Annotated in this window: 25 protein-coding genes and 2 pseudogenes; 21 read left to right on the top strand and 6 right to left on the bottom strand. The window is 43.2% G+C overall.

What is annotated here, in order from left to right; translation table 11 throughout:
• The first annotated feature begins 392 nt into the window (after nucleotides 1-392).
• From SP90_RS12340 to SP90_RS12290, 11 genes and pseudogenes are all read left to right on the top strand, one after another.
• Nucleotides 393-797, top strand: coding sequence for a hypothetical protein (locus SP90_RS12340; RefSeq protein ID WP_066856695.1), 405 nt, complete (start codon nucleotides 393-395; stop codon nucleotides 795-797).
• 10 nt (nucleotides 798-807) lie between these two features.
• Nucleotides 808-1,131, top strand: coding sequence for a hypothetical protein (locus SP90_RS12335; protein WP_066856693.1), 324 nt, complete (start codon nucleotides 808-810; stop codon nucleotides 1,129-1,131).
• A 100-nt stretch (nucleotides 1,132-1,231) separates the two neighbouring features.
• Nucleotides 1,232-1,555 carry a hypothetical protein gene (locus SP90_RS12330; protein ID WP_066856690.1) on the top strand — a complete coding sequence of 108 codons (324 nt, stop codon included), beginning with the start codon at nucleotides 1,232-1,234 and terminating at the stop codon, nucleotides 1,553-1,555.
• Between the two features lie 190 nt (nucleotides 1,556-1,745).
• On the top strand, nucleotides 1,746-2,066 hold the full coding sequence (locus tag SP90_RS12325) for a hypothetical protein (RefSeq protein WP_066856687.1): 321 nt from the start codon (nucleotides 1,746-1,748) through the stop codon (nucleotides 2,064-2,066).
• Between the two features lie 70 nt (nucleotides 2,067-2,136).
• Entirely contained in the window at nucleotides 2,137-2,784 is a 648-nt protein-coding gene (locus SP90_RS12320; RefSeq protein WP_082936430.1) for a hemagglutinin repeat-containing protein, read from the top strand.
• A 315-nt stretch (nucleotides 2,785-3,099) separates the two neighbouring features.
• On the top strand, nucleotides 3,100-3,435 hold the full coding sequence (locus tag SP90_RS12315; protein ID WP_157471285.1) for a hypothetical protein: 336 nt from the start codon (nucleotides 3,100-3,102) through the stop codon (nucleotides 3,433-3,435).
• A 556-nt stretch (nucleotides 3,436-3,991) separates the two neighbouring features.
• Nucleotides 3,992-4,729 (top strand): hypothetical protein, encoded by a 738-nt coding sequence (locus SP90_RS12310; protein ID WP_066856678.1) that lies wholly within the window; start codon nucleotides 3,992-3,994, stop codon nucleotides 4,727-4,729.
• 112 nt (nucleotides 4,730-4,841) lie between these two features.
• The gene (locus SP90_RS12305; RefSeq protein WP_066856675.1) at nucleotides 4,842-5,324 is read left to right on the top strand and encodes an SMI1/KNR4 family protein; all 483 of its coding nucleotides are present in this window, start codon (nucleotides 4,842-4,844) and stop codon (nucleotides 5,322-5,324) included.
• A 153-nt stretch (nucleotides 5,325-5,477) separates the two neighbouring features.
• Nucleotides 5,478-5,804 (top strand): hypothetical protein, encoded by a 327-nt coding sequence (locus tag SP90_RS12300; protein ID WP_066856672.1) that lies wholly within the window; start codon nucleotides 5,478-5,480, stop codon nucleotides 5,802-5,804.
• A gap of 359 nt (nucleotides 5,805-6,163) precedes the next feature.
• Nucleotides 6,164-6,565, top strand: a complete 402-nt coding sequence (locus tag SP90_RS12295) for a hypothetical protein (RefSeq protein ID WP_066856669.1) — start codon at nucleotides 6,164-6,166, stop codon at nucleotides 6,563-6,565.
• A 166-nt stretch (nucleotides 6,566-6,731) separates the two neighbouring features.
• A pseudogene (locus SP90_RS12290) lies at nucleotides 6,732-6,979 on the top strand (transposase); the annotation flags it as partial.
• Between the two features lie 149 nt (nucleotides 6,980-7,128).
• Here SP90_RS12290 and SP90_RS12285 read toward each other — a convergent pair.
• From SP90_RS12285 to SP90_RS12275, 3 genes are read right to left on the bottom strand one after another with little or no spacing between them, the layout of a single operon-like run.
• On the bottom strand, nucleotides 7,129-8,727 hold the full coding sequence (locus SP90_RS12285) for a bifunctional aspartate transaminase/aspartate 4-decarboxylase (RefSeq protein ID WP_066856666.1): 1,599 nt from the start codon (nucleotides 8,725-8,727) through the stop codon (nucleotides 7,129-7,131).
• Nucleotides 8,728-8,782: 55 nt separating this feature from the next.
• Entirely contained in the window at nucleotides 8,783-10,687 is a 1,905-nt protein-coding gene (gene aspT, locus SP90_RS12280; protein ID WP_082936429.1) for an aspartate-alanine antiporter, read from the bottom strand.
• Nucleotides 10,688-10,744: 57 nt separating this feature from the next.
• Nucleotides 10,745-12,133 (bottom strand): glutamate decarboxylase, encoded by a 1,389-nt coding sequence (locus SP90_RS12275; protein ID WP_066856663.1) that lies wholly within the window; start codon nucleotides 12,131-12,133, stop codon nucleotides 10,745-10,747.
• A 192-nt stretch (nucleotides 12,134-12,325) separates the two neighbouring features.
• Between SP90_RS12275 and SP90_RS12270 the strand changes: the two genes are divergently transcribed.
• From SP90_RS12270 to SP90_RS12230, 8 genes and pseudogenes are all read left to right on the top strand, one after another.
• Complete coding sequence (locus SP90_RS12270; protein WP_157471282.1) at nucleotides 12,326-13,714, top strand: outer membrane homotrimeric porin; 1,389 nt, start codon at nucleotides 12,326-12,328, stop codon at nucleotides 13,712-13,714.
• 297 nt (nucleotides 13,715-14,011) lie between these two features.
• Nucleotides 14,012-16,180, top strand: a complete 2,169-nt coding sequence (locus SP90_RS12265) for an FUSC family protein (RefSeq protein WP_066856657.1) — start codon at nucleotides 14,012-14,014, stop codon at nucleotides 16,178-16,180.
• The gene (locus SP90_RS16970) at nucleotides 16,159-16,392 is read left to right on the top strand and encodes a DUF1656 domain-containing protein (RefSeq protein ID WP_407920037.1); all 234 of its coding nucleotides are present in this window, start codon (nucleotides 16,159-16,161) and stop codon (nucleotides 16,390-16,392) included. Before SP90_RS12265 ends, SP90_RS16970 begins: the two co-directional genes overlap by 22 nt.
• Before the next feature lie 13 nt (nucleotides 16,393-16,405).
• On the top strand, nucleotides 16,406-17,308 hold the full coding sequence (locus tag SP90_RS12255) for an HlyD family secretion protein (RefSeq protein ID WP_066856651.1): 903 nt from the start codon (nucleotides 16,406-16,408) through the stop codon (nucleotides 17,306-17,308).
• 273 nt (nucleotides 17,309-17,581) lie between these two features.
• Nucleotides 17,582-19,003 (top strand): annotated as a pseudogene (locus SP90_RS16520) (type IV secretory system conjugative DNA transfer family protein).
• Nucleotides 18,994-19,506, top strand: a complete 513-nt coding sequence (gene traF, locus SP90_RS12240; protein WP_066856642.1) for a conjugative transfer signal peptidase TraF — start codon at nucleotides 18,994-18,996, stop codon at nucleotides 19,504-19,506. Before SP90_RS16520 ends, traF begins: the two are co-directional and overlap by 10 nt.
• A gap of 11 nt (nucleotides 19,507-19,517) precedes the next feature.
• Entirely contained in the window at nucleotides 19,518-19,730 is a 213-nt protein-coding gene (locus SP90_RS12235) for a hypothetical protein (RefSeq protein WP_066856639.1), read from the top strand.
• 6 nt (nucleotides 19,731-19,736) lie between these two features.
• Entirely contained in the window at nucleotides 19,737-21,848 is a 2,112-nt protein-coding gene (locus SP90_RS12230; protein ID WP_066856636.1) for a zincin-like metallopeptidase domain-containing protein, read from the top strand.
• Between the two features lie 53 nt (nucleotides 21,849-21,901).
• On the opposite strand, the gene SP90_RS12225 is transcribed toward SP90_RS12230, so the two are convergent.
• Complete coding sequence (locus tag SP90_RS12225; RefSeq protein ID WP_066856633.1) at nucleotides 21,902-22,399, bottom strand: hypothetical protein; 498 nt, start codon at nucleotides 22,397-22,399, stop codon at nucleotides 21,902-21,904.
• Nucleotides 22,400-22,516: 117 nt separating this feature from the next.
• Between SP90_RS12225 and SP90_RS12220 the strand changes: the two genes are divergently transcribed.
• Both SP90_RS12220 and SP90_RS12215 read left to right on the top strand, forming a co-directional pair.
• Entirely contained in the window at nucleotides 22,517-24,610 is a 2,094-nt protein-coding gene (locus SP90_RS12220; RefSeq protein WP_066856630.1) for a DNA topoisomerase III, read from the top strand.
• A 92-nt stretch (nucleotides 24,611-24,702) separates the two neighbouring features.
• Entirely contained in the window at nucleotides 24,703-24,972 is a 270-nt protein-coding gene (locus SP90_RS12215) for a hypothetical protein (RefSeq protein WP_066856627.1), read from the top strand.
• 59 nt (nucleotides 24,973-25,031) lie between these two features.
• Here SP90_RS12215 and SP90_RS12210 read toward each other — a convergent pair whose 3' ends face one another.
• Nucleotides 25,032-25,844 (bottom strand): AAA family ATPase, encoded by an 813-nt coding sequence (locus tag SP90_RS12210; protein ID WP_066856624.1) that lies wholly within the window; start codon nucleotides 25,842-25,844, stop codon nucleotides 25,032-25,034.
• The gene (locus SP90_RS12205) at nucleotides 25,845-26,105 is read right to left on the bottom strand and encodes a hypothetical protein (RefSeq protein ID WP_066856621.1); all 261 of its coding nucleotides are present in this window, start codon (nucleotides 26,103-26,105) and stop codon (nucleotides 25,845-25,847) included.
• Between the last annotated feature and the right edge of the window lie 70 nt (nucleotides 26,106-26,175).

Genomic DNA, 26,175 nt, shown 5'->3' with positions numbered 1-26,175 from the left:
AATAGATTATCTTGAGACCCTCGGCTATATAAAAGAAGGGATTGAAGTAGCCTGGGATGATTTTAGAAAAAATCAAGGGTTCGTCACGCTTCAAGATGTTGAACATATTATAAAAAAATATAACATAAAAATCATACCACCAACGCCACTTTAACAGCAAAGGCTCCCATATTAAGTTGGGAGCCTTTGCTGTTATTGTACCCTGTCCTTTCAAAGCTATTCAATAAGAGCTTGGATAATAGCCTACCCTACCCATAACTGTATCCACGCTATTAAGTTAGTCCCACCTTTCCGGCGGCTACTCTCCATTAATAATTCCACACAATGGTTCAAGTACACCAACCCTCTACACCACTCCTGATCAAAGTGGTGAAATTGATGTTACAACGCCAATGTTGGCACAATTTACGAAGGGCTCAAATGATCGTCCATATGGTCAAGAGCTGCCAGTAACCTATGATCGACAAACGAAAACTTGGGCGCCCCCTGCTGGGTTGACCTACGAGCCTGATGATACACACGGAGATAGAATTCACCATGTAATGCAACACTTAATACCGAATGTTGAGAAAAGAACTCATAGTGTTTTCAATGTCCCTGAAAGTAAGGTGCTAACACTCATTGATGAAGCATGGCGAAGAGAAAGCTTAGCTGTCGTAATTAAACAACCTAAAAATAGTTTTGCTTATGATATTCAAATGGATAGAGTGGTTGGAACGAAAGATGAAAAAACCATACGAGTAGTTATTGAAGGAAAAGGATCTGGTAACGTTATCACATCCTTTCCTCTGAAATAGGGAAACTACAATGATTAAATATATTGAAACAGATGAATACAAGCAGATTTATTGTCCTGATTTTCATGATGGTCGAATTCAAAAAGTTTTTCTGAAAAAAATTCAGCAAGAGATTTATGTATGTGAAGAATGCGAATCTCTATGGTTTACCCTTGAAGGTATTTTTTTAGAACGTGGCGACTTTTTTACAGGTTTTCTTAAGGATAAAGGACAAATTACAAAAGATGGATTTGATGATTGGAATAGCATTCTAGAATATAGAGATTTTGTTACATTTGATGAGATAAAAGAAATTGTTGATAAACATAAAATAAAAGTCGTTGTTCTAGAATAGCGCAACCAACATTACTGTTAGCAAAAAGTCACAAAAGGCATTCTCAGAAACATCGCAAGTTTCCCCGCCAAGCAGGCTTTCCTAAAAGGTAAAATATTATATGGTTAAATACATTGAGATAGAAAAAAGCGGGCAAATATATTGTTCTGATTGTGAACAGGGATGGATTAAGAAATTTTTCCTAAAGAAAATTAAAAAAGATATTTTTGTGTGTGATGAATGTGAATCGCTTTGGTTTAGCCTTAAGGGCATTATTTTAGAGCAAAGTGATTTCTTTACTGGTTACCTTAAAAGAAAAGGGTACATTACAACTGAAGGCTTTGATGATTGGGATAGTATATTAGAAGATGGAGACTACGTTAACTTTGATGAGATAAAAGACTTTGTTGAAAAACATAAAATAAAAGTCGTTGTTCTAGAATAGCGCAACCAACATTACCGTTAGTAAAAAGTCACAAAAGGCATTCTCAGAAACATCGTAAGTTTCCCCGCCAAGCTGGCTTTCCAATGATAGAGTCACTAGAACTAACGGTGAAAGAACGATCCGTATCGTCACTGAGGGCAAAAACACAGATCAAGTAGTCACTTCTTTTCCCAAAAGGTAGAAACATTATATGATAAAATACATTAAAGTAGACAAAAAAGGATATATATATTGTTCAGACTGTGAACAGGGACGGATACAAAAAGTTATTCTAAAGAAAATTCAAAAAGAAGTTTATGTGTGTGAAGAATGTGAATCCCTTTGGTTTAGCCTTGAAGAAATAATTTTGAAGAAAAGTGACTTCTTCACTGGCTACCTTGAAGATGAAGGACACATTACAACTGAAGGCTTTGACGATTGGGATAGTATATTAGAAAATGGGAAGTTTGTTCAGTTCGATGAAGTAAAAGATACTATTGAAAAATATAAAATAAAGGTCGTTTTGCTCTAGTCGCACAAAGAACATGACCACAAACAAAAAATTACGAAAGGCGCTCTCAGGAATATGAGAGCGTTTTTTTATTATAAGAGCACCACCGCATCTCACTTACTCAACTCACTTCAAAACAACGCAGGAAAAAACATCTGAAACAGCTGTGGCTTCAACAATCCAGTCCGGTAAAAACATCACCATTGATGCCCAAAAAGATGTCGCCATTACTGGAGCAGTTGTACATGCAACAAAAGATGTCACTGTCTCCTCTTCTGCCAACACTTTTACATCCGCCTTCAGCACCACCACTACTGATGCACGTGCAGGCATTGGTGCCAGTGTCGGTGCTGGAACTCCTGCCTTCGGCGTAACCGTCTCCGCATCGTTTGCTCTTCAAAAAGGCGAAGGTAAAGTATCCACTCCGGTTAATACGCAAGTCAGTGCCGGAGAAACTCTTTCTGTTGTTTCTGGAAAAAACACTACCATTCAAGGCGCTAACCTGCATGGTTCAACTGTTGACATGAATGTCGGCGAGAATCTGACAGTCGCAAGTACTCAAGAAAGAACAAGTTCCAAAAGTACACAACTCAGTATTGGAGGGTCTGTAACCATCGGCTACGGCTTAATGCCATTGGTGGCTTTTCCTCAAACGAGAAAAATAACGCAGGCGGGAGCCTTGGAGGTGGAAAAAGCAAGGCAAAATCCAAATAGGTTAAACAACAGACGTCCATCATAGGTGACAAGAAAGTCAATATCTACACTGGAAAAAACACCCAAACAGAATTAAACACGTTCTATCTCATACCAAGCCAGACCCTGCTAAAGATATACACAGCGTCTTTAGCATACCTAAAGAACAGCTCCTTCCTTTACTTGATGAAGCATGGGCATCTAGCCGTCAAAAATGAAAGGGGTTACCAGATATGGAAACACTGCTTATAATATCCCAGTGGGGCGAACTATCGGCACTAAAGGCGATACTAAAGTACGCATCGTAGTTAAGACAGGTACGACAGAAATAAAATCCGCATATCCAGTAAGGTAGAAAGAAGTGAAGATAAAAAACATTGTAGTTGGTAAATCTAGTCAAATTTATTGCCCAGGCTTTCAAGATGGAAGAATTATGAAGATTTTACTAAAAAAAACGGGACAAGTAATACACGCATGTGAGGAATGTGACGCAACATGGTTATCGCTAGAGGACATATTTGACGATGAAAAAGGCGAAGACTTAATAGATTATCTTGAGACCCTCGGCTATATTAAAGAAGGGATTGAAGTAGCCTGGGATGACTTTAGTGAAGACCAAGGGTTTGTCAGGCTTCAAGATGTTGAACATATTATAAAAAAATATAACATAAAAATCATACCACCAACGCCACTTTAACAGCAAAGGCTCCCATATTAAGTTGGGAGCCTTTGCTGTTATTTAACCCTGCTCTTTCAAAGCTATTCAATATGAGCTTGGATAATAGCCTACCCTACCCATAACTGTATCCAAGCTATTAAGTTAGTCCCAGGTGACTACTCTCCGTTAACAACTCCAAACAATGGTTCAAGTACACCAACCGTCTACACCACTCCAGATCAAAGTGGTGAGTTTAACGGATGGCATATACTTGAAAGTAGTGATGGACAAAAATATGTAAGGCATCCATTAACAAAGAAAAAAATCCCCTTCGAAAAGAAGTTACAACAACAAGTATTAGCACCGTAAAAGTTGGAGACAGATTACCAGTTCCTACAGAAGATAAAGAGGCTTTTGTAAAACATAGAGGCTATTTTGAATTTGACGGCTACATCTATAAAAAAAGTACCTCCAAGCACAGAGGTAAAGATGGCGAATGGAAAGTTGGCGCAAAGAAAAAACACCATCCACGTAATGGACGAAAATATACTCTTTCAATAACTGGCAAGGTACTTGTGATACCTTAGGAGATAATATGAAATTTACAGAAATGTACCAAAAAGTCAGCCAATATTGGCCACAGAACATTGATGTCAGTGACTGTACTGGTGAGGGAGATTCTTGGAATAGTCGCAAACTGTGGTCACAATATGAAAGCATTCAAGAACGCCTTGATGCAGAAGGCTGGGAATGGGAAGGCGTAGTCAATTTTTCTATCTATATCGCTTTGGGCGATTTATTACTTGATGTTTGTCCAACAGGCGAAAAGGTACTGAAACTCAACGATATTGATCTATACATGGTTGAAGCAGCAACCAAACATAACCTAAAAACAGCTGATGAATTTCAGTCGGTATATGAATCGTACCACAATGATTTAAAAACACTCCCTACCAAACCTTTAGGTTACACTTTAAAATTCACAGAAATGTATAAAAAAGTCAGCCAGTTCTGGCCGCAGGAAATTGATGTCAGTGACGGTACTGGTGAAGGACGACATTGGGAAAGCCAACATCTATTGAAACTTGGAGAAGAAATTGAAGAACGTCTTGACCCAGAAGGTTGGGAAAGCGTTGTTAATCAAGGCATGTGTACTGCTTTGAGATTTTTACTACCTGACGCTTGCCTTTCAAAAGAAAAAGTTGTGTATCTTAAAGATATCGATCTCTCTGCAGTTGAATTAATTACCAGCACTACTTTGAGGCTATATCAAGAGTATGAAGCTATATTTGAAGCATATGAAAATGATTTGGATGAAGCAGATCGCACGTAGTTTCTAGAGCAGCGCACAAAACAACGTCGCCCTACTTCAAGGTGTCGTTGTTTTTTTAAGGTAAGCTTGCAATGAACACGGAAAACCCAAATAGGAAAATAAGAGGATTTTAATGACGATAGATGCATTTAACATCGCTCTGGAATTAGCCACTGAAAAAGGATTAGAGTTTGATATTCCACGTCCTGTTTCAGAAAAACTTATTAAACGGTGCGAAGATGCTATTAATTTTCCGCTTCCTGCATCCTATCGTACTTTCTTATTAAAATATGGATTTGGCGGCATAGATGCGGTTGAGTATTGTGGCTTACTCGAAGGCCAGTTAGATGAAAAATATTTTTTAAATGCTTATTGGGTTACACAAGAAGTTCATAGACAATTTGGACTGCCAAATGATTTGTTCGTCATTCAAAAAATAGAAGATGGTGTGACATGTTTATTGCTGTCTCAGATGGAAAAAGAAGAGTGCCCTGTTATTCTTTGGGACTTTAGTGAAGACATTGAGCGGCAACAAAAGAAACCCTACATTTTAGCCAACAGCTTTGGTGAACATTTTCTTAAATCAATACAATATATTATCGAAGATGATCTTTAGCGCATAGTGGTTTCTATGTGATCTAAGACAGAAAGTTGACCACTCTTCCGGTAAATTTCAAACATATTGAAAAGTCATAGAAAAATAAAAAGTAACAATCGGTGTAGGTAGCAATGGCTTTATTGTAACTGCACATCCAAGCTATTGGATCTTATGACAAAAATAATATTACAGCTATCTGCCCAATATATGGATCCACCTTTATCAATTGTCAACAGAGAGGATGGTTGCTTTAAATATATTGAAATTAATGAATTAAAAGTCTCAGATGAGTTAAGGCGTGATATTGATGATTGGGATGAAGAGTTTCAAGATACACTAGCGCCCTATCCACCAGACTCATGTTTCCCGTCAAAAGCGGCAGAGCAAGAACATGGAGCCCGTGGACGAATATTAAAGCAGCGTTTGCAAGAAGAACTGGGTAATGAGTATTTAGTTATCAATGGAGCTGAGTGGGCTCGATATTACAAGACATGGTAAACATGAAGAAAATTGACAGGTAGCCTACCTTTTAAATAAATTACTAAATCTGACATTTGAGTTCATTTACGAACACTAACAGCAAAGGTTTCCTTAATAGGGAGTCTTTGCTGTTGTTTATCGCCCTCTGCCGGAGATAAAATCTTACGACAGAGCGCTACGCAGTCCCTCTAAAACAGCGTAGTATCGCTACCCTATCCAACCATTCTGCAAAGCCACTACTGATTGCAATAACAACATTATTGACACAAGCACGGCCTCCGGCGGATACTCTTCCCACGATAAACGTCAGATTAACCGAGTTACTATCGGCTCCGGTACAATCATTGTCCGATCAGATCCCAACAGGCGGTGAAGGAATGGAAAATAAAGAACTTAAGGCAAATGAATATGAGGTAATTGGTTTTCAACATTCATGTCTCCTCTTTGAGACTATTAATGAAGAAGAGTTGCAAACTAATTTAGAGAGGTTAATTGTACAGTGTGAAGACACTGAACTTCTCATTGCTTATTCAGACCTAATTGGGTGTGGTGAAGATAGGTTCTCTTTAATAAAGACTTTTAGAGAAAGATATCACGGAGACTGGGATGTGGGACTTACTGAAAAACAGTTAGATGCCTTAACCGGAATTGCATACAAACGTGGTATAATCCCATATGAACACACCTCCGGACTAGAGAGAAAAGCTAAAAAAGCTTTAAAGTCACATCCAGAAGTTGAAAGACTTTTTCGAAAAGTTTTTCCCTTCATTGATTTTTAGCAGTAACAAGCCCAGTCGTTTCCAACCTCCCACATATCATGATGGGAGTTTTTTCTTATCCAAATCCTTCAAGCGCCCTTCTTAGCAACGTCAACACGTAAGCTTCCCATAAAAAGACACAAGTCAAAAATAGAGTTTTCTTGCATAACGCAGTCAGGAGATATCTATGAAGAAATCACGATTTACTGAAACGCAGCTTATTGCGATTTTGAAAGAAGGTGAAGCTGGCAGCAAAGTCAAAGACATTTATCGCAGTCATGGAATTTCAGATGCTACCTATTACAATTGGAAATCAAAGAATGCGGCATGCAGGCTTCGGATCTGAAGCGGATGAAAGATATGTAGCATGAGCTACCACAGTTCAAACGAATGTACGCCGACATGGCGCTTGAAAAGCGTGCTCTGAAGACTCTCAAGTTCAACATCTTTTTCTGTCAATTCATCCAATGACCACTTGCTGCTGAAAAAACAGACAAAGCCAGATGCCACAGCTTGCATCAATAATGAAACGGGGCTGCACAATAAATTGTGCAGCCCCGTACTATTTTTTGCGACTACAAACGCTACTTAGTAAAAAATACCTCATAATACGAATTAATATGTGCTTCTATTGCATCCATAATAATTTCGCATTGCTTATCAGACTGGTTTGCCAATGAAATCCGTAAAGACCAGTCCGGTGCATCAAAACCAGCTCCCGGCATGACAACCACACCGTTGTCTCTCGCAAGCTTTATGAGCAGATCAATTGGCTCGTACTTCTTTTTCAACCAATCGAAAAAGTCTTTACCATGGGTTTCCATCGCTATTTTTTGAATATCAATCTCAACATAGTAAAAAGCACCGTTTGCATCATGCTCACTAACAATCTCACGACCTTCACTATGTTTAAGGAGTGCATGGTATCTCTTACGAACAATATGTTTTGCCCGCTGCTTATACTCATCACCACCCTTCATTAAGCTGAGAAGAGCAAACAGGGTCATTTGAATCTGCTGAGGAGTGGACAGCCCTGCCGTATGGTTTAGTGCAACAGCCCGACTATCCGCAACAATACGGTCAATAAACTTCAGCGAATCCGGATCAAGACTAATTCCTCCGTACCGGATTCTAAATGTATCTTTCAATTCATCGCTAACTGAAGCAATGTGCTGATCAAACATGTTCTCTTTATGTATCCCTATCACACCAAGCCGCCATCCAGTTGCTCCAAAATATTTTGAAAATGAATACACCAGAATGGTATTATGGGGAGCAAGCATTGCCAGCGACGTGAAATTATCAGCAAACGTACCGTAAACATCATCTGTTAAAATTATCAGATCATGTCTATCCTGTGCGATGGACGCAATTGTACGCAATGTACTATCATCCAGTTTCATTGACGTAGGGTTGCTGGGATTGACCAGAAAAAACGCTTTCACTTTCGGATCACGTAATTTCTTCAGTTCGCTATCCGGAATACTCCATGCCATCTTCTCATCTTCCATGACCTCTATTTTCTTGAGGGCATAATCTTCCAGTTCAGGCATTTCAATGTACGGAGTAAAAATAGGACTGCCGATGGCGATTGTGTCTCCCTTATTCAACATTCGATTGCTTTTAAGCGAATTGAACACATAAAACATAGCCGCAGTGCCACCTTCGACTGCAAATAAATCGAATGATCCTTCCGGCAATGGGAAATCACCTGCACACATTTCCTGCATTAAGTACTCGTGAACAATTTTCTCACTGCATTCAAGCATCCTGTCAGGAACAGGATAGTTGTCACCAAGTATTCCCTCAACCCATTCATGCAAGAGCGTTTCAGCATCAAATTGCTTTTTCTGAGTTAGAAACTCAAGTGCCTGTTCTAAAAACTGCACACCTTCTGACGCAGCATGTTCGGTGCAAAACGCTTTGAAACGCGTTGCTACGCCTTTTTTCTCACCTAGCCCACCAAAACCGGGAAGATGAGTGAGAGTTCGCTTAGATTCGAGTAATGCAAAACTGCCAAGTTCAAAGAAAGCTGCACGAGGAAGAGTCGCAACCCAGTTTGGATTTCCTCTTCCTGCATTAATGAACGCATGGTCATGCGAATCTTCTGCATATGAAATTAGTGTATTTTTTACTTCGAACGGGCTCAGTTTTTCTAACTCTTTTTCTTTCCTGCGATCCATTGCCTTACTCCTGATACTCATATTGAACGGTCATGTTCAGTAAAAACAAACTCGATCAATAAATGAGCACAATAATCATACCGATTAATGTTAATAGCGTATTGCTCACCGCATACGGAACTGTATAGCCAAGCATTGGAATATTACTTTTCGCAGCATCACCCACCATAGCAACTGAAGCTGTGCTGGTTCTGGCTCCACCACAACAGCCAAGGTTGATTGCAGGATCAAATTTAAAAATGTACTTCCCTATGAGTGGAGCCAATAACATTGGAACTGCTGTGGCAATAAGACCACAGGTTAACAGCCCCAAGCCTTCCTGCTCGATTCCGCTCACAAAACCGGGACCTGCGGAGATGCCCACAATTGCAATGAAAACATTCAAACCTACGGAGTTCATGAACCACTGAGTCGGGGCAGGAAGTCTACCAAACGTTGGATGAACAGACCGGAGCCATCCGAGAATCAACCCGCCGATCAACACACCGCCTGAGACTGAAAGCGTAATCGGTACGCCTCCTACATCGACGGATATCGCCCCGATAAGTCCGAAGAGCAGTATAAAAATACCTACCCAGACCATATCAGTTTCCGTAGAAGTTCGATCTGCGTAGCCAAGCTCTTTTTCTATTCGCTCGGTGTGCGTTTTACTGCCGGTTAATTTTAATATATCGCCCCTATGCAGAGTTGTCTGAGCTAGAATAGGCACATCAACACTGGTCGCACCCCGAGTAATTTTTTCAAGAAAAACCCCGCGGGCAAATTTCTCTTTTGAAAGATCAAGCAATGTTTTTCCATTCGCCGCTTTGTTCGTAATTACCAGATTGAGTGTTTCCATTGGAATACTCAGTAACTCTTTATCTGCAACCTCTTTGGTATGCGGCTCAAGTGCAATCAACACCTCTGTCGGTGCTGAAATAGCAATTACGTCTCCTGCATTGATGACCATATCTGGAGTCGGCTCTATAACCTCATCACCTCTTTTTACCTTTTCAATAAAGATACGCTCTTTTTTATGGAACGATTCTACCTGTTCAATGTTTTTACCGACAAAGTCTCCGGAATCAAGAACCTCAAACGCACGAACTTCCAGTTGGTGCCACGCCAGCTTCATGCCCTCCTCAGGAGCACCTTTAGAAAGTTTTGCTTCATAGTCTTTACAAGCCTTTTGCAAATCAGTGCGAATCAAGCTTGGCCCGAGATATGACAAAATCATACCTGTACCAATTGTACCGAACAGATAGGTAATCGCATACGCAATAGGGATATGATTCAACATTTCCTGAGGATTAGAAATTGCCGAGTTGTTAATGGCGTCTGTTGCAAGCCCAATTGAAGCAGAAATTGTCTGTGCTCCAGCCCAGACCCCGGCTGCATACCCTACGTCCAGTCCGGCAAACTTTACCACGACATACGTTGTCAGCAAACACAAGGCACAAATAACAACCGCAAAAATAGCTTGAGGGGCGCCATCTCTGGCAACCCCCCGAACAAACTGTGGGCCTACACTGTAGCCAACCGCAAATAAAAACATTGTGAAGAAAATAGATTTTACTTGCGGAGAAACATCAATTCCTAACTGCCCTATTAATACGCCTATCAAGAGTGTTCCTGTTACAGAACCCAATGAAAAACTGCCCAGTTTTATCGCACCGATATAATATCCAAGTGCCAGCGTGATAAAAATCGTAAGTGCAGTATTTTTACGAAGCACTTTTACGATCCATAACGTTGAATCTTTCACATCATGTTCCGCAGTAGCAACAGAGGAAGACTTATCAGCCACTGTTTCTGCTGCCGAAGCAATCTTCACAAATGATGTTGAATCGCAGGAAATGTATTGGTGAACAGGAAGAAGTGATCCAACAATAGCAACAAGTACTATCACTGCTGCTGCAATATATTTCACAATTCGTGGAGTGAGAGTGCGTCTACGTTTCGGTCTGGATTTTTTTTGCATAGCGTCCTCTTTGACTACAGATATGTTGCGTATCAATATTGCCGACTCACCATTAAATTATGCATGGTTAAAACCTGAAGAGTCGTCTTCATCAGAGAAGTTGACCACTGGTTTTTTCGCAAATTTATCCACACATCGTTTTATGTCTGTCACAAGCAGGTCGACCATATCTTTGCTGACTCCGTGACGGACTAAAATACGCATGATAACAAGATCACTCCGGTTATCCGGCATGGAGTACGCAGCAATCTGCCATCCGCGAGAACGGATCGCATCACTCAGATCAAAGAGATTAAAGCCAGCATCAGCATTATCTTTTAATTTAAAGCTCATTGCAGGTATGCCGCCCCGTCCATCGTAAATAATATCGAACAGTCCAATTTTATTCACTTCATCAGAAAGATACTGAGCCGAGCCATAGCATGCATCGTGAATCTTGCGGTACCCTTCGTATCCAAGACGCAGGAAATTGTAATACTGTGCTACGATCTGTCCGCCGGGGCGTGAAAAGTTCAACGCAAACGTAGGCATATCACCGCCAAGATAGTTCACTCTAAAAATAAGATCGTCTGGTAGGTCTTCCTTTTCCCGCCACAAGACCCATCCAACTCCAAGAGGAGCTAAACCAAACTTATGCCCTGACGTGTTGATAGATTTCACTCGAGGAATTCTGAAGTCCCATACCAGTTCGGGTTCACAAAACGGTGCAACAAACCCGCCGCTGGCTGCGTCAACGTGCATAGGTATATCAAGACCAGTCTCCTGCTGGAGTTTATCCAATGCCTTTGCAACTTCCAGAACAGGCTCATACTGGCATGTGAACGTCACACCAAGAGTCGGCACAACCCCGATAGTATTTTCATCACAACGTTTAATAACCTCTTCTGGTGACATAAGCAGGCGGTCATGTTCCATAGGGATTTCGCGTAATTCAATATCCCAGTATTTTGCAAACTTATGCCAGCACACCTGTACGGGGCCACAAATTAAGTTTGGCTTATCTGTTGGCTTACCGAGTTTTTTCATTTTCTCACGCCAGCGCCATTTCAAAGCCATTCCACCCAACATTGCTGCTTCACTGGAACCTGTTGTTGAACACCCCAGAGTATGTGCTGCCTTAGGTGAGTTCCACAAATCAGCAAGCATATGAACACAACGTTTTTCAATTTCTGCAGTCTGTGGATATTCATCTTTATCGATCATATTCTTATCAATGCAGTTATTCATAAGAGTATGAATTTCTTTATCTACCCAAGTCTGACAAAATGTTGCCAAGTTTTGACGGGCATTACCATCGAGCATCAACTCATCATTTACCAGTTGAAACGCGCTGTGAGGCTCTGCTTCCTTTTTAGGAATTTTATATACTGGAGCTGTGGAAGACAGTTCATCGGTGGCATAAATATCATCATTATAGCTTGCTCTATCTTTTGTGTGCAGGGGCATATTCTTATCCTTTTATGCGTTAAATGTACCTTCAAGCATCTTACAGGGTACTATAACTGCACGTATTGATAAGTATAATTCTTTTTCGTCTTCTTAAAATCCGCACTCACTATAATAACTTTCTCATATATAAAGTATAACCTGCATGGCATACTCTATTCAATTTCTTAGATATACGGAGAGGAGTATGCCATGAAACAAGTCTATTTAGTACTTTTCACCTTCATCCTGATCTTATTAACGTCACCCAAAGCATATGGACTAGAGTTCACAGCGCGGGGCGACCTTTGGAATGTCCCCCAATTTAGGCAGCACAACTCTTTCTACAATAATGATGGAACTGACCCTTTTCAGGTAAAGCAACGCTTCAGAGCACAAATAAATTTCATTGCAGACGAAACTCTTTATGGGCAGAGCTATTTCGAGATTAACCATATCTGGGGACAAGACCCAGGAGGAATGAAAGCTGGACGAAATGCGGGGGGAGATCTGGGTTCAGACGGAGTAGGCGTAGAAACAAAGCGTTTGTTTATTCACTACAAGAGTCCCAACCTGCCTTTGTCTACCCGTGTGGGGATACAAGGCCTAACTTTCCCTGGCTTCATTGCAGGGTCAGTCATTTTTGATGATGATGTTGCTGGCGTTGTAACAACCTCACACTTCACAAAGGTATACCACACCACCTTTGCGTGGATCAGACCTTTTGATGTTGATACGGCTGACGGTGAAACCGTCACTCAAAAAAACAAGATGGATATGTTTCTCGCTGCACCTTTTATCACAACTGACCTTGTTACATTTACTCCGTTTATTTCATACGCAGCTCTGGGACAGAATGTAAAATTCGGAGGCGACAATTATACGTATGACATCGGTCCATCATTAGGACTGGATAACAGTTTTCTCGGGGTTGAACGAACAGCAGCATCTGAAGTTTACTGGCTTGGTCTTTCAGCAAAAACAACAATCGGTGAAAACCTGAACATTTACTTTGATGGAATATACGGCCAGTTGAATGCTAATGAAGCCGCCGACAGATCTGGTGGGTTTACTGCCGCCAAGGTCAGCTACACTATGGATAAACTAACCCCTAGCATTGTAGCGTGGTGGGCATCGGGCGACGATGCGGATGCGTACAAAGATGGGGCTGGAAGAATGCCTTTTGTTAACGCAGAATGGACGTTAACTACATTTGGCTTTGATGACACCTATGCGAATGAAAGTTCACAGCTTATTGCTGACCCTACAGGTAAAGTCGCTGTTGGGATCTTCCTTGAGGACGTAAAATTTTGGGATTTCATGACCCAAGAACTCCGTGTGCTCGGAATGTGGGGAACTAACGATTCATCAATTGTCAAAAACGGGCATTTAGAAGACGAGCGAGACAGTTACGCAAAGTACCTTACAGATAAAGACTTTGCCCTTGAGATAAACTATGAGATGCACATTGACCTCTATGAGCAATTAGAGCTTATTCCGTCATTGGCATACATCCATCTGGATCTGGATGATGATGTCTGGACTGAATCCAACACAAAAGATGCATGGCGAGTTCTGCTAATTACACAATATTCATTCTAACTAGTTAGTATAAAATGCACAGCTCTTCTGTTTGAGACTTGTTCAATATAAAAAAGCACAGGATACTATCCTGTGCTTTTTTGATCTCATGCTTTAAGAAAAAATACCCCAATACGATCACCCTTCACCCTGAATCGGGTTTGTATTGAACATATAAACAAAAAAGAAGAATTACCCTTCGTAACCATTCAATTTACGTCAAAATAAAATCAAATAACATACACCAGTGCTATCGTCCCTGTACTACCCTGAACCCCTCAACATCACAGGAAAAAACTCTCGTAAGCACGAGGTACTATGTTATCTGAGCAGCTGCTTCAACGCATTATCGACTCACTCAAGCCAGCTATTGCTATTGTAATAGCCTTCGGCATCGCCTTGTATTTAGACCTTCAAAAGCCTTACTGGGCACCAATGGCCATTATTGTCACCAACTATTCAACAGAAGGCCAGTTCATCAAAAGAGTGCTTCTCTCCATCCCAGGAACTCTTCTTGGAGGGATTCTTGCTGTAATTGTATTTTCCATGCTCCCTCAACAACCTATATTGCTCGGTATTGTTCTTGTACTTATGATTGGAACATCAGCATTTCTATATAATATCTTCCCGACAAATGGATTTTTTTTCTTTTCTGTTGTGTTAGTTTCATTACTCGCCATTACAAGTTCAGTCCCAGACTACTCAAAAGTTTTCACAATCGCACTAGCAAGAACAGAAGAAACCTGTATAGGTGTTTTTGTGTATGGAATTGTGACAATACTGCTTTGGCGCAAAAAATCTCTTCCAGTTCTGCAATCGCAAGTCAACTCGCTAATGACCTTAAACGGAGAATTGTTAGGAGAAGTGCAAAAAGAAAAAAGCAAGTTAGATGAAGATAAGATATTCCAGACACAAATAAAAATATATAAAACAGTAAAAAGTGCTCAGCAATTCATTAACTATGCATCGATGGACACATATCAGGCATGGATGAATAAGAAGTACTGGCTGACACTAGTATTTTATCTAGATAGAATTTCCGCCCTTCAACTAAGCTGGGGGTGGTTAAGTTCTCCTATCCATAAACACTATGTAAATACAGCGCTCCCCAGATTACAACGAGAGTTAACCGAACTGACAGAATCATTCACCAAGATTGAGGAGTACGCACGGTTCGTTAAACTTCCTAAACGTCTCATCCGTGACCAAACCTTTTTTGAAAAGCTACCTCCCTCCCGACAAGCGCAGGTAATCACTACTCAGCGAATATTTAACCTCTTTGCAAAAAACATCCATACCATCCAAGAGTATTACCGCTTTCTGTTTTCAGATAACCCACGCAGTGACCGGCCTGAACTACAAATAATTCGTGCGCCTTTCTTCATTGGACGCAAGCCGTTTATTGTTGCTCTGCAGTGTATGCTGAATTATTCGCTAGTACTTATCATCTGGTATTATATATATCCCACAGGGTCATATAGCGGTACCTTCTTAACACTGGGAGCAGTCTTTGCTCTTTTAAAAATGATGCCAAGCTCACATACGCCTCTACGCGACTTTCTATTCACGTGTCTTGGCGCTCTCCTTGCTCTTGTTGTCTTTGTTCCTATTGTTCCGCACCTAACATCATACACTGAGTTAGGTTTTGTCATTGGATGCTATGTATTTCTTGTATCATTTGTATTTTATAAGCCAGCCTTTGGTATCGCAAAAATGATGTCTTTAGTTGGATGGTTTGCTTTCCCGCATTATGCAAACGTACAGCAATATGACTTCCAAAGTATGTTAAGCATTGCGCTTACACTGATATTAGCTTTTGGCATCTCATCACTAGTAGAATACATAATACAATCCCCTAATCCCAAATATCACTTCATTAAAAGACGTACATTTTTTTTCAACCAGCTCGCTTCTATACTAAAATTTTTACAGAAAAATGTTATGGTGGCGGATAGTAACAACCTCGACAAATCAATCAAAAGGGAAATTATAAAGCTCAATATGATTCCAGCCAGCTTGCAAGAAAATCTGGAGCAACTTTGCCGAGGCAGGATTAAAGACGAAAAAGGAGTTGTTCAGGAGTTTATTTACCTTTCCCACATCACAGCAACATTTCTGGAAATTATACAGAGTATACTCTTCTTGGGGCAGAAGAATTATCCTGAGTCATTTAAAAAACTGGCACCGCTTATTGCACATTGGTTTGAGCTTATCCAGACGTTTTTAATTACAGTTACGGTGTCGTACTCAGCCTCCGCACTCCATGATTTCGAAAACGAACTACGTTTACGAGTTAAAGACATTGCGGAAGAAGTGAAAAAGCTTAAAACCCAAATAGATAAGGAAGACATTAACGTCAGCTTAACTGAGAGTGAGTATCTATTTTTATTGCCGAAAGCTATCAGCCGATTTTCAGAGCTGATCATTAAAACAATAATTTCTTCGAATAAAATAGATGGGAAAGAGTGGAAGAATGCACGTTTTTAGGAGGACCTTTGCCAAAAGAAATTGCATTTATAGGAATATATTTCCCTCCTTCTCTTGTGGGGCTTGCTCTTGCCTTTCTCTTAGCGCTTATTACTGCCTTTTTGTTGAACTATTTTCGGCTTGCACGCTTTTTTTGGCATCCCCCATTAATTTTTGTCGCGCTAATGGTAATATACTGGGTGCTTATCAGTAGGTTTGTCATCTTCGCGTAGAAAAGGTGGGCGCATGAAGATTTTTTTCCAAGTCTTTTTTACCAGTATAGTGGTCTTAATTGCCACCTGGCTATTCTACGAGCACTATAGAGACTCGTTCATTCACCCATGGACCCGTGACGGACAGGTACAGGCAAACGTAGTTACAGTCGCCTCCCGCGTAACTGGCCCTGTAACTTCTGTGCATGTCAGAGATAACCAATACGTACACGCAGGTGATCTACTGTATACCATAGAAGATAGTGTCTTCATCGCGGCCGTGAGCAAAGCAAAAGCACAACTATTTACAAACAAGGCAAATGCTGCAGAAGCATTAGATTTGTATAAGCGTGCTCAAAATCTTGTTGAAATTGATAACGACGCACTCTCCCGACAAGCTCTGTTACAGTACAAATACGAATGGCAAGCTGCAGTTGCACAAGTTGAAGAAGCTGAAGCAAGCCTAGAAGAAGCTGAACTAGATCTGTTTTTTTCTAAAGTTTATGCACCTGTTTCAGGTTTCATCACAAACTATTACCTCTATGATGGGACAACCTCTACAGAAGGCGAGGCGTTGCTTTCAATTGTTGAAGATAATACCTTTTGGGTTTTCGGATATTTTAAGGAAACTGACATCGGAAACATCAAGGTGGGGGATGTGGCAGAAGTAATCCTGATGACATATCCGAATACCCCGTTACGCGGCGTAGTCCAAAGCCTAGGCTGGGGGATAGCACAGGATAATACAAGCTTGAGTACCAATTTACTTCCCGAGGTTAGCGCAACCTTTGAATGGATTAGACTGGCACAACGCATTCCGGTAAGAATATACCTTAAAAATGTCCCTCCAAACATCGAATTACGTGTCGGGACAACTGCTACAGTTCGTGTAAATACCGACACCCCACCACCTATGAAGCCTCACAAATTCAAATAGTGAATTGTTGAATCACTGCTGATAAACACATCTTTACTTCAAAGTACGTTCAGAAATGCCAGCGTAGGCTCCTCCACCTCCAGCCAACAAACTTCCGGTGGTAAAGCCTGAGAACACAGCCGGCCTTGCAGTACCGAAACCTCCTCCGGAAGATCCTGACAAGCAAAGAGCACAGGAAATTCTGGCAGAACCGATTGTTATCGTCCCTACCTCCACCCACAACCCCGCTCTGGAGCGGAAAAAACAGGAACTTGCCAAGCTGCGCCAGTTAAAATGGAAGCAACAGCAAGCGGCGCGCGGTTCAACCCGCCTGCAGAAATCAGACTCCATACAGTGCACGCCATTGCAGACACACAGAACATTGCCAGTATGATCGTTGATCCGGACGGCAAGGGGTTAAAAGACTACTGGAATAAGGCTGCGTTTGCCTTACTGGGCGGCGCTATTCTGCATTGCCTGATTGAGGTCAGGCGCAAAGAAAATCGAACTGCTACGTTGAGCGACCTCGGCCTCATGCTTGCTGATCCGGAAAAAGAAAACGCAATCCTCTTTCAGGAAATGCTCAACTCTGAACAGGCAATTGTGCTGCAGGAGTTTCTCGGCGCAAGCAAAGAAGAGTCTCTCAGTGTTCAGCGTTTCATAGCCTCTTCAGCCCGCGAAATGCTCAACAAGGCAGATAACGAGCTGTCCGGTGTTGTTTTCACGGCTGTAGCGAACCTTGCGCTCTATCGTGATCTAATTGTTGCGGCCAATACATCCGAATGCGATTTCCGCATTGATGATCTCATGAATTACGAAGCGCCTGTGTCGCTATATCTGGTGATTCGTCCTTCAGACATTGACCGTCTGCGACCGCTGATCCGCCTTATCCTCAACATCATCTTGCGTCGGCTGACAGAAGATATGGAATTTGCGGACGGTCGTTCCGTTGAAAACTACAAATATCACCTTCTACTCATGATGGATGAGTTCACGTCCCTTGGCAAACTAGAGATCTTCGAGCGCTCTCTCGCATTTATGGCAGGCTTCGGCCTGAAAGCATATTTCATCGTACAGGACTTAACCCAGCTCCATGCAGCGTAGACCAAGGACGAAAGCATCATGAGTAACTGCCATGTCCGCATCGCCTACGCACCCAATAAAGTGGAAACGGCCAAGGTTCTGTCAGATATGACCGGTAAAACAACGGTCGTCACAAAGAAAACCTCTCTCTCTGGAAGCCGCTCAGGACACCTGAGTCGTGCAAGTGTAAGCGTAGCTGAAACCGGCCGCGCTCTACTTACTGCAGACGAATGCATGAGACTTCCCGGTGCAAAAAAAGACGCTAACAAGCAGATTATCGAAGCCGGTGACATGCTCGTTTTTCCTGCCGGTTTCCCGCCGATATACGGAAAGCAGATTCTCTATTTCCTCGATCCTGTCTTTTCAGAACGATCGAAGGTTCCAGCGCCTCGTGCTTCTGACCGTCTTGTCCCTGAGAAAAAGGACGTCGAAGAAACAAAATCCCCTGCGGTCTATGCAGTTGAGCCTGCAGCAGAAGTATCCACCACGAAAGCTCCGGCCACGGATGTTCCGGAGTACAATCTAGAAGACGAGCCAGTCTTTGACGACGAGCCTACATTTGACGGTGAAGAACTGGATTTCGATGAGCTTGAAATTGAAGAACCTGACTTTGAGGAGGAATCATGCGCGTAACTTTGTTTATTGTTTGTGGCATCGCACTCCTTCTCACTACCGCCTTTCATTTAGACTACCGGCTCAACCTCACGCACTCCGAACCCATCGGACTCTACAAGCTAGAAAATGAAACACCTACACGAGGAGATCTTGCAAGCTTCTGCCTCTCTCCAGAGAACGAATACTTAGAGCTTTCTCTTTCGCGCACGTATCTCGGCACAAGCCTGCTCTGCCCTTCCGGTCAGAAGCCTCTTGTTAAGGAGCTGGTTGGAACTGCTGGCGATGTCGTCACTGTGCATTCTAATACTATTCAAGTGAACACGACCTACTACCGACTCACAGCACGCACTCATGACAGCAAAGGCCGCAGCCTGCCGCACAAACTGCACAGCGCAGTCATTCCAAAAGGCAAGGCGTTGTTATTATCAACCCACCACCAAGACAGTTTTGACAGCAGATACTTTGGCCTTGTGGATGCCGCTGCACTCCACAAAGTCACTCCTATATTCACTTTTAACTGACTGGAGTTCAAATGAAAGTCACTACAGAACACTATTTTGAAACAGCTGCCCTGCAAGTAGACGCAGACGCTGCAGAACTTGCTGAGTTCAGTGAAGGCATTCCGGTTGACCCGGACGTAGCCGACCACATGGGCGCTTTTGAAGAAGTTGCCCTGCGTTTCAAAGATCTCGACAAGCCGCTTGATCGTGAGCTTCTGGAAAAAACACTCAAGGAAGCAAGGTAACTGTGTATGACAACCAACAGAAAGCCGTTTCATCAAGAGTTTGCAGAGCAGATTATCGAAGACTTGAAAAGAGGCACCGCACCCTGGCAAAAGCCGTGGAAAGCAGGCGAGTTCCACCCACTCTTCAACCCAATCTCTGGCACCGTCTACAGCGGCGTTAATTTTGTGTCCCTTGCCCGCGAAGGCATGGAAGATCACCGCTTTATGACCTTCAAACAAGCCTGCGCTGAAGGCTGGCGCATCAAAAAGGGTTCAAAAGCCCGCCCTGTCGTCTTCTGGCAATTCACAAAAGAGGAAACCGTCATTGATGACGACGGAAAACCTGTATTAGGCGAAGACGGAAAACCGCAAAAAGAAGAATACCTCCTTGAACGCCCTATTCTGCGCTATGCCAGTGTATTCCACGCTACGCAGATTGAAGGAATACCGGAATGGAAGGGACGGGATGTTAGCTGGAATCCACACGAACGTAGTGAAGCGATTCTCGAAGGCTCCGGCGCCTCTATTGTCCACGATCAGCGAGACCGCGCATTCTTCTCCTACACTTGGGATCAAATCAAACTCCCTCCAAAAGACAAGTTCGAAGATCAGAGCAAATACTACGCGACCGCGCTGCATGAACTCGGACATTGGACCGGTCATGAAAAGCGCTGGAACGGCAACGAACGAACCTTCGGCCCGAAGGGAACGCAGGAGTATGCACGCGAAGAATTGAACGCAGAAATTGCAAGTTGGATGACCGCCATGGAACTCGGTCTCGAATACGACCGCGGCCAGCATCTCGCCTATGTAGACAGCTGGATTCAGGCACTTGAGAAAGATCCATACGAGATTATGCGTGCCTGCCAGACTGCAGAGCGCATCAAAGGCCACATGCTCGGCTTTGAAAAAGGTATTAAGATGGAAGAGCAAAAAGAAGAGAACATCACAAAAGCACAATCCAAAGAAGAGCGTGAGCACGAGAAAACTCCAGCGCAGCCGGCCAACGAAAAAACGTACCTTGCAGTTCCATACTCCCAGAAGAATGCAGCGAAAAACCTCGGTGCAAAATGGGATGGAAAAAAGAAAAGCTGGTACGCTCCGGAAGGTGCTGATCTGACGTCACTCGGCCAATGGCTTCCGGATGGAAAGCATCAGGAAGAAAAACCACAGATGGCTCCAGAACAGGAGTTTGCTCAAGCCTTACGTGAGGCAGGTTTACTCGTAGAAGGCTTGCCCATCATGGACGGTAAGTTACACCGCGTAGCAGTCGAAGGTGGGCGACACAATGCCAAGGACGGCGCGTACACAGGCTACTTAGACGGTCGCCCTGCAGGGTTCATTGAGAACCATAAAACAGGATTGCGTACCAACTGGAAGGCAACAGGACACAAACTCTCTGCGGAAGCGATGGCCGAAATGAAAGCCAACGCTGCAGCACGGCAGGAAGCTCGTGATCTGGAACGCAAAGAGGAGCAGGATCGCGCCGCAAAACGCGCATACGCCAAATGGAAGAACGCCAAAGGCTGGGCACCGGACGATCAACAATACCTGCAGAAAAAAGGTGTGAAGAGCCACGGAACCAAGGTTGATATGCACGGTAACCTGCTGATCCCGGGACGCGATTCCACCGGCCGTATTCAAACCATGCAGACTATCACGCCGGAAGGAAAGCTCTTTGAATCTGGAGCAAAGAAACAAGGCGCATTCCACCTTATTTCACGCTACTCTTCCCCATCCACAACACAGCCGGTTCTTATTGCAGAGGGCTATGCGACTGCCGCAAGCATCCATGATGCAACGCACAAGCCCGTTGCTGTCGCCTTCGATGCTAGCAACCTTGAGCCAGTGGCTAAAGAGCTAAAAAAGGCATTTCCGGACGCGCCACTCGTCTTCATTGCTGACGATGACCACACCCAGAAAAACAATCCTGGTATCACAAAAGCCCACGCTGCAGCACTCGCTGTTGACGGCGCTGTTATTGAACCCAAGCTCACCGATGCCGAAAAAGCAAAGGGACTGACGGATTACAACGACATTCACAAAGAGAGAGGATTAAACGCTCTCAAAGTTGAACTGAATGTCGGCATTCGCAAAGCGCTCAGTAAAAAGCAAAGTCGGGAACTAGTGCCTCAGTAGCAACACCATTTATAACGGGGGAGCTTACGGCTCCTCCTAATAATATGATTAAACTATGACGACTCAAGTACCATTGAGTTATCCATAAAGCAGCGTTCAACAATTTCATCCACGGTTGGCTCGTGTTCAAAATCGCTTTCAGACCAAAAAATGTAGCTAATAATATCAGAATTTGGCGTTAAGTGCTGCATCTGAGCCAACAATTCATCCTCTTCCTCTTCACTATAGGACTCCATATTTTCAAGATATTCTTTGAGCAGTGCTTTTAACTTAGTCTTCCTAGTTTCTTTATCACAGTACTTCTTCATGAAGTGTAGCATCGCTACAGCATTAAGCTTTTGCTCAAGGCAAACATCCACAAACAAATCAATATCAACCTCTCCACTACGGTAAAAATCTTCAGGTCGATATTTTTGCTCAACAGCCTCTGGAACAGGCATCAAGTCCTCCAACTTTGAAAGTAACAACATGTCACTCTCGTCAGTTTTTGACTCATATAAAATTTCTGCGATCAGCTTCCGTGCATCATGCCTAACGGTTTCAATATCCACCAACACACCCTCACGTTTAAATTTTTTCTTATCTCAAGGGTTTCGCTAAGGAATCTAGCCTGCCCTGTCAACAGCACCTTTTCAATAAATTCAAACTACTAAGAATGGAGTTACACCATGCGATTATTCATAGCTGAAAAACCGTCTCTTGGCCGCGCTATCGCCGAAGGACTCGGTAACGGTAAAAAACATGAAGGCTACATTACTTGCGGCAACGACACCGTCACTTGGTGCTTCGGGCATCTGCTTGAGCTGGCCAACCCTGACGACTACAATCCGGAATGGAAAAAGTGGGACGCAAAAACGCTTCCCATTATTCCGGAACAATGGATGCTGAAACCGCGTAAAGGCGTTGCTAAACAGCTCAACGTCATTAAAAAACTGCTGAAAAAAGCTGACATTGTCGTCAACGCCGGTGATCCGGATCGCGAAGGCCAGCTTCTCGTTGATGAGATACTGGAACACTTCAATTACACTGGAAACACACAAAGAATTTGGCTTGCATCCCTTGATGAAAAGTCTGTGGCAACAGCGCTAAGTTCACTGAAGGACAACCGCGATTACGCGACGCTCTCACGGGCAGCGCTCGCTCGTTCCAGAGCCGACTGGCTGACCGGTATCAACGCAACCCGCGCAATGACACTTCTCGGCCGCTCAAAAGGTATGCAAGGCGTGCTGTCTCTTGGTCGCGTGCAAACGCCAACGCTAAACTTAATTGTTACACGCGATCAAACAATCGCCAATTTTAAGCTACAAAAATACGCGGTCGTGCAAGCTACACTGGATCATAAAGAAGGTTCCTTTAAGGCGCAGCTGCAGCCTTCAGAAGACATGGCAGGATTCGACGAAGAAGGCCGTCTCGTAGATACCGCCAAAGCTGAAACAATCGCTGCAGAAGCAAAAGGACAGCAAGGAACAATCGTTGAATTTACTTCACAGAAAAAGACCGTGCATCCACCGCTGCCGCATTGCTTGTCCTCTCTGCAGAAGGCCGCTTCAGCAAAGTTCGGTATGTCGGCCAAAGAGGTTCTAGACATTGCGCAGAAGCTCTACGAAAAAAAGCTGACAACCTATCCGCGCTCAGATTGCCGCTACCTTCCGGAAGAACAATTCGACGATGCAAAACGTATCCTGCAGGCGCTCTCCTCGACCCCAGTATTTGAAGCAGCAAATCCGGAACTGAAATCAAAAGCCTGGAACACAAAAAAGGTAACAGCTCACCACGGTATTATCCCAACCGGACAAGTGCCGGCGGATCTTCCTGCAGGCGAAGCAAAACTCTTCGAACTAATCAGCACGACCTACGCGCTTCAGTTCCATTTACCGCGAACCTACGAAGCAAAAAAGATTGTTTCAGAAATCGCCGGCTACACTTGGACAACCACTGGCCAGACAACATTAGAAGCTGGCTGGACAAAGTTCGACAAACAACCTGAAGAGCAACCACTGCCGGCAGTCGAAAAAGACGATACTGTCGCCTGCGTGGAGTCAAAAGTAGATTTAAAACAAACAAAACCCCCTGCAAAATTTACAGAGGGTACTCTTATCGCGGCTATGGCCAACATTCACCGTTTCATTGATGACGCTGAAGCAAAGAAGACTCTGAAGGAAAACGAAGGCATCGGCACCGAAGCCACTCGCGCCGACATCATCGAAACGTTAAAGCAACGCGGCTACATCAAAGCTGATAAGAAGAATCTTATATCGACTGAACTTGGCCAGAGCATCATCGCCCTTACTCCGGAACAATTGAAGGACCCGATCACAACAGCACTCTGGGAATCTCGTTTGAGTGCAATCGCTGATGGCTCTGAACAGTTTAAAACCTTCATGGCTGATCAAACGCACTTGCTGCCTATAATCATCACCCCTATCACAAAATCAGCCGGCAACGGCCTTCAAGGACATCCTTGCCCTGAATGCGGCAAAGGACTGCGCCGACTTCCATCCAAAAAAGAAAAAGGAAAATTCTTCTGGGCCTGCTTCGAGCACAACAAGCCAGTCTTCCTCCCTGACGTCAAAGGAAAGCCTGGAACAAATAAACCACGAACACCATTGCCTGAAGCTCCCTGCCCCGAAGAAGGCTGCGGCAAAATGATGCGCCGTTTCGAATCCAAGAAACACAAAGGAAAATTCTTCTGGCTCTGCGCGGATAAAGAACATCCGCTGAGAAGTGATGTAGATGGGAAGCCTGGTGTGGCGTTTGGGTAATCAAAACTTGAGAAATAGGTTGAAGCCAACATATAGAAAATGCTTTAATTTTATTATTATAGTTCTGAACTAACTTCAATCGGGAGGGATTCATGAACTATATTTTCGTTTCAGCCTCAAAAATGAAAAACAATGATGGGCAATATCACATCGCCAGCGTAACTAAATCAGATGAATTAAATAGGGCACGAAGAGTGGATATGATTGCGGAATGCGATGCAGTCATTGATGACCTTTACCCTCACGGTGAAGAATGTCTTGATGAAGACGATGTTCGCAGCCTAGCTGCAGAAATAGAAAATAGAGGCGAATTGGTTTGCGCTAAATGCATTGCCGAATTCTATGGCGAAACAGACTCATAACTAAAACCTCAAATAACCATAAAGTACAAAAAGGCTTCATGCAATCCGCATGAAGCCTTTTATCGTTCTATACTCTTTCCTACCCGTCGCATGACGCTGTCCACGGTTGGCATAGCCCTACTGGAAGGTGTCACCTCAAGCATTCCAGCATATTGCCGAAGCTGCTTTTGTCTGGTGTTAAAGGGCAGATTCTCTCTCAACATAGTACAGCATAACTCCGTCAGTAGCTCGGCCTTCAGAGGCTCTGCTACATACTGCTGCAAATCTTTCAACTGCTCTTGCTCATAGCCAAGCAGAACATTACTACTCCACTCTGGTTGTAGTACCTCTGGTGTCACAAACTGGATCAGTCCATGCTTGCGTGTGAAAAGAAGCTGATGCCGTTTTCGACTGTTATCCACGACAAAGGTACGATTTGCATTAAATATGCCTTTAGGAGCATTCTGCAGACTGCGGCCATAGCGCCGAATAATATCGACTGTAGGTATATTGTGGCCACCAGCTGCTACACGGGATGCCACACGACTAATATTACGAGTTGCGTCTCGCAAAGCAATGTATATGAGATTAACTTTGTATCCCTGCTCCTGAGCTTTACCTATTAATCTCAGCTCATGATTACCGGAAAAGGTCGTTTCAATAAGAAAGCTCTGCCGGCTTGCAAGTAATTCACGTTGCTGTCGGAGAGCTTGTTTTCCTGCTCGCAGGGCAATTTTCGGAGAGTCAATCTGATCAGGATTAATCTCTTTTGCAATCTCGTCAGGATTAACCACTGGGATATTAGTTGGAAAGCGTTTTAAATGCCGCATGGTCAGTGTTGTTTTCCCACTACCGTTCGGTCCGGCTACAATCCATAGCTGAGGCGTCATCATTTACAACTCACGCACGACCACTATTTCAAAACTGGAATTATCTTCAGAAACGACAGTCTGTACTACTTCTCGTCGTCCATCTGGATACTCGCGAATCAATTCATCAGGATTCACATCATTTTCATAGAAAATAGCGTAACCCGCTTTCAACTGCTCATCCGCAGTAGATTCGTCACCGTTGAATTCGGTTTCAATCCAGCGTTCGAACTTATCGAAATACTTTTGCTGTTCCTGCATTGGCAGGTCATTTACGTTCTGCATAGCTTACCCATTCCTTGGATTAACTTATTCTTCAGAGAACTTTTTTGCCTCGTACTTTCCTGCGCAGATT

The organism is Halodesulfovibrio spirochaetisodalis, assembly GCF_001672295.1.
GTDB classification, from domain to species: domain Bacteria; phylum Desulfobacterota; class Desulfovibrionia; order Desulfovibrionales; family Desulfovibrionaceae; genus Halodesulfovibrio; species Halodesulfovibrio spirochaetisodalis.
The sequence above is the reverse complement of the archived record's forward strand: the minus strand, read 5'-3'. Positions and strand labels throughout refer to the sequence as shown.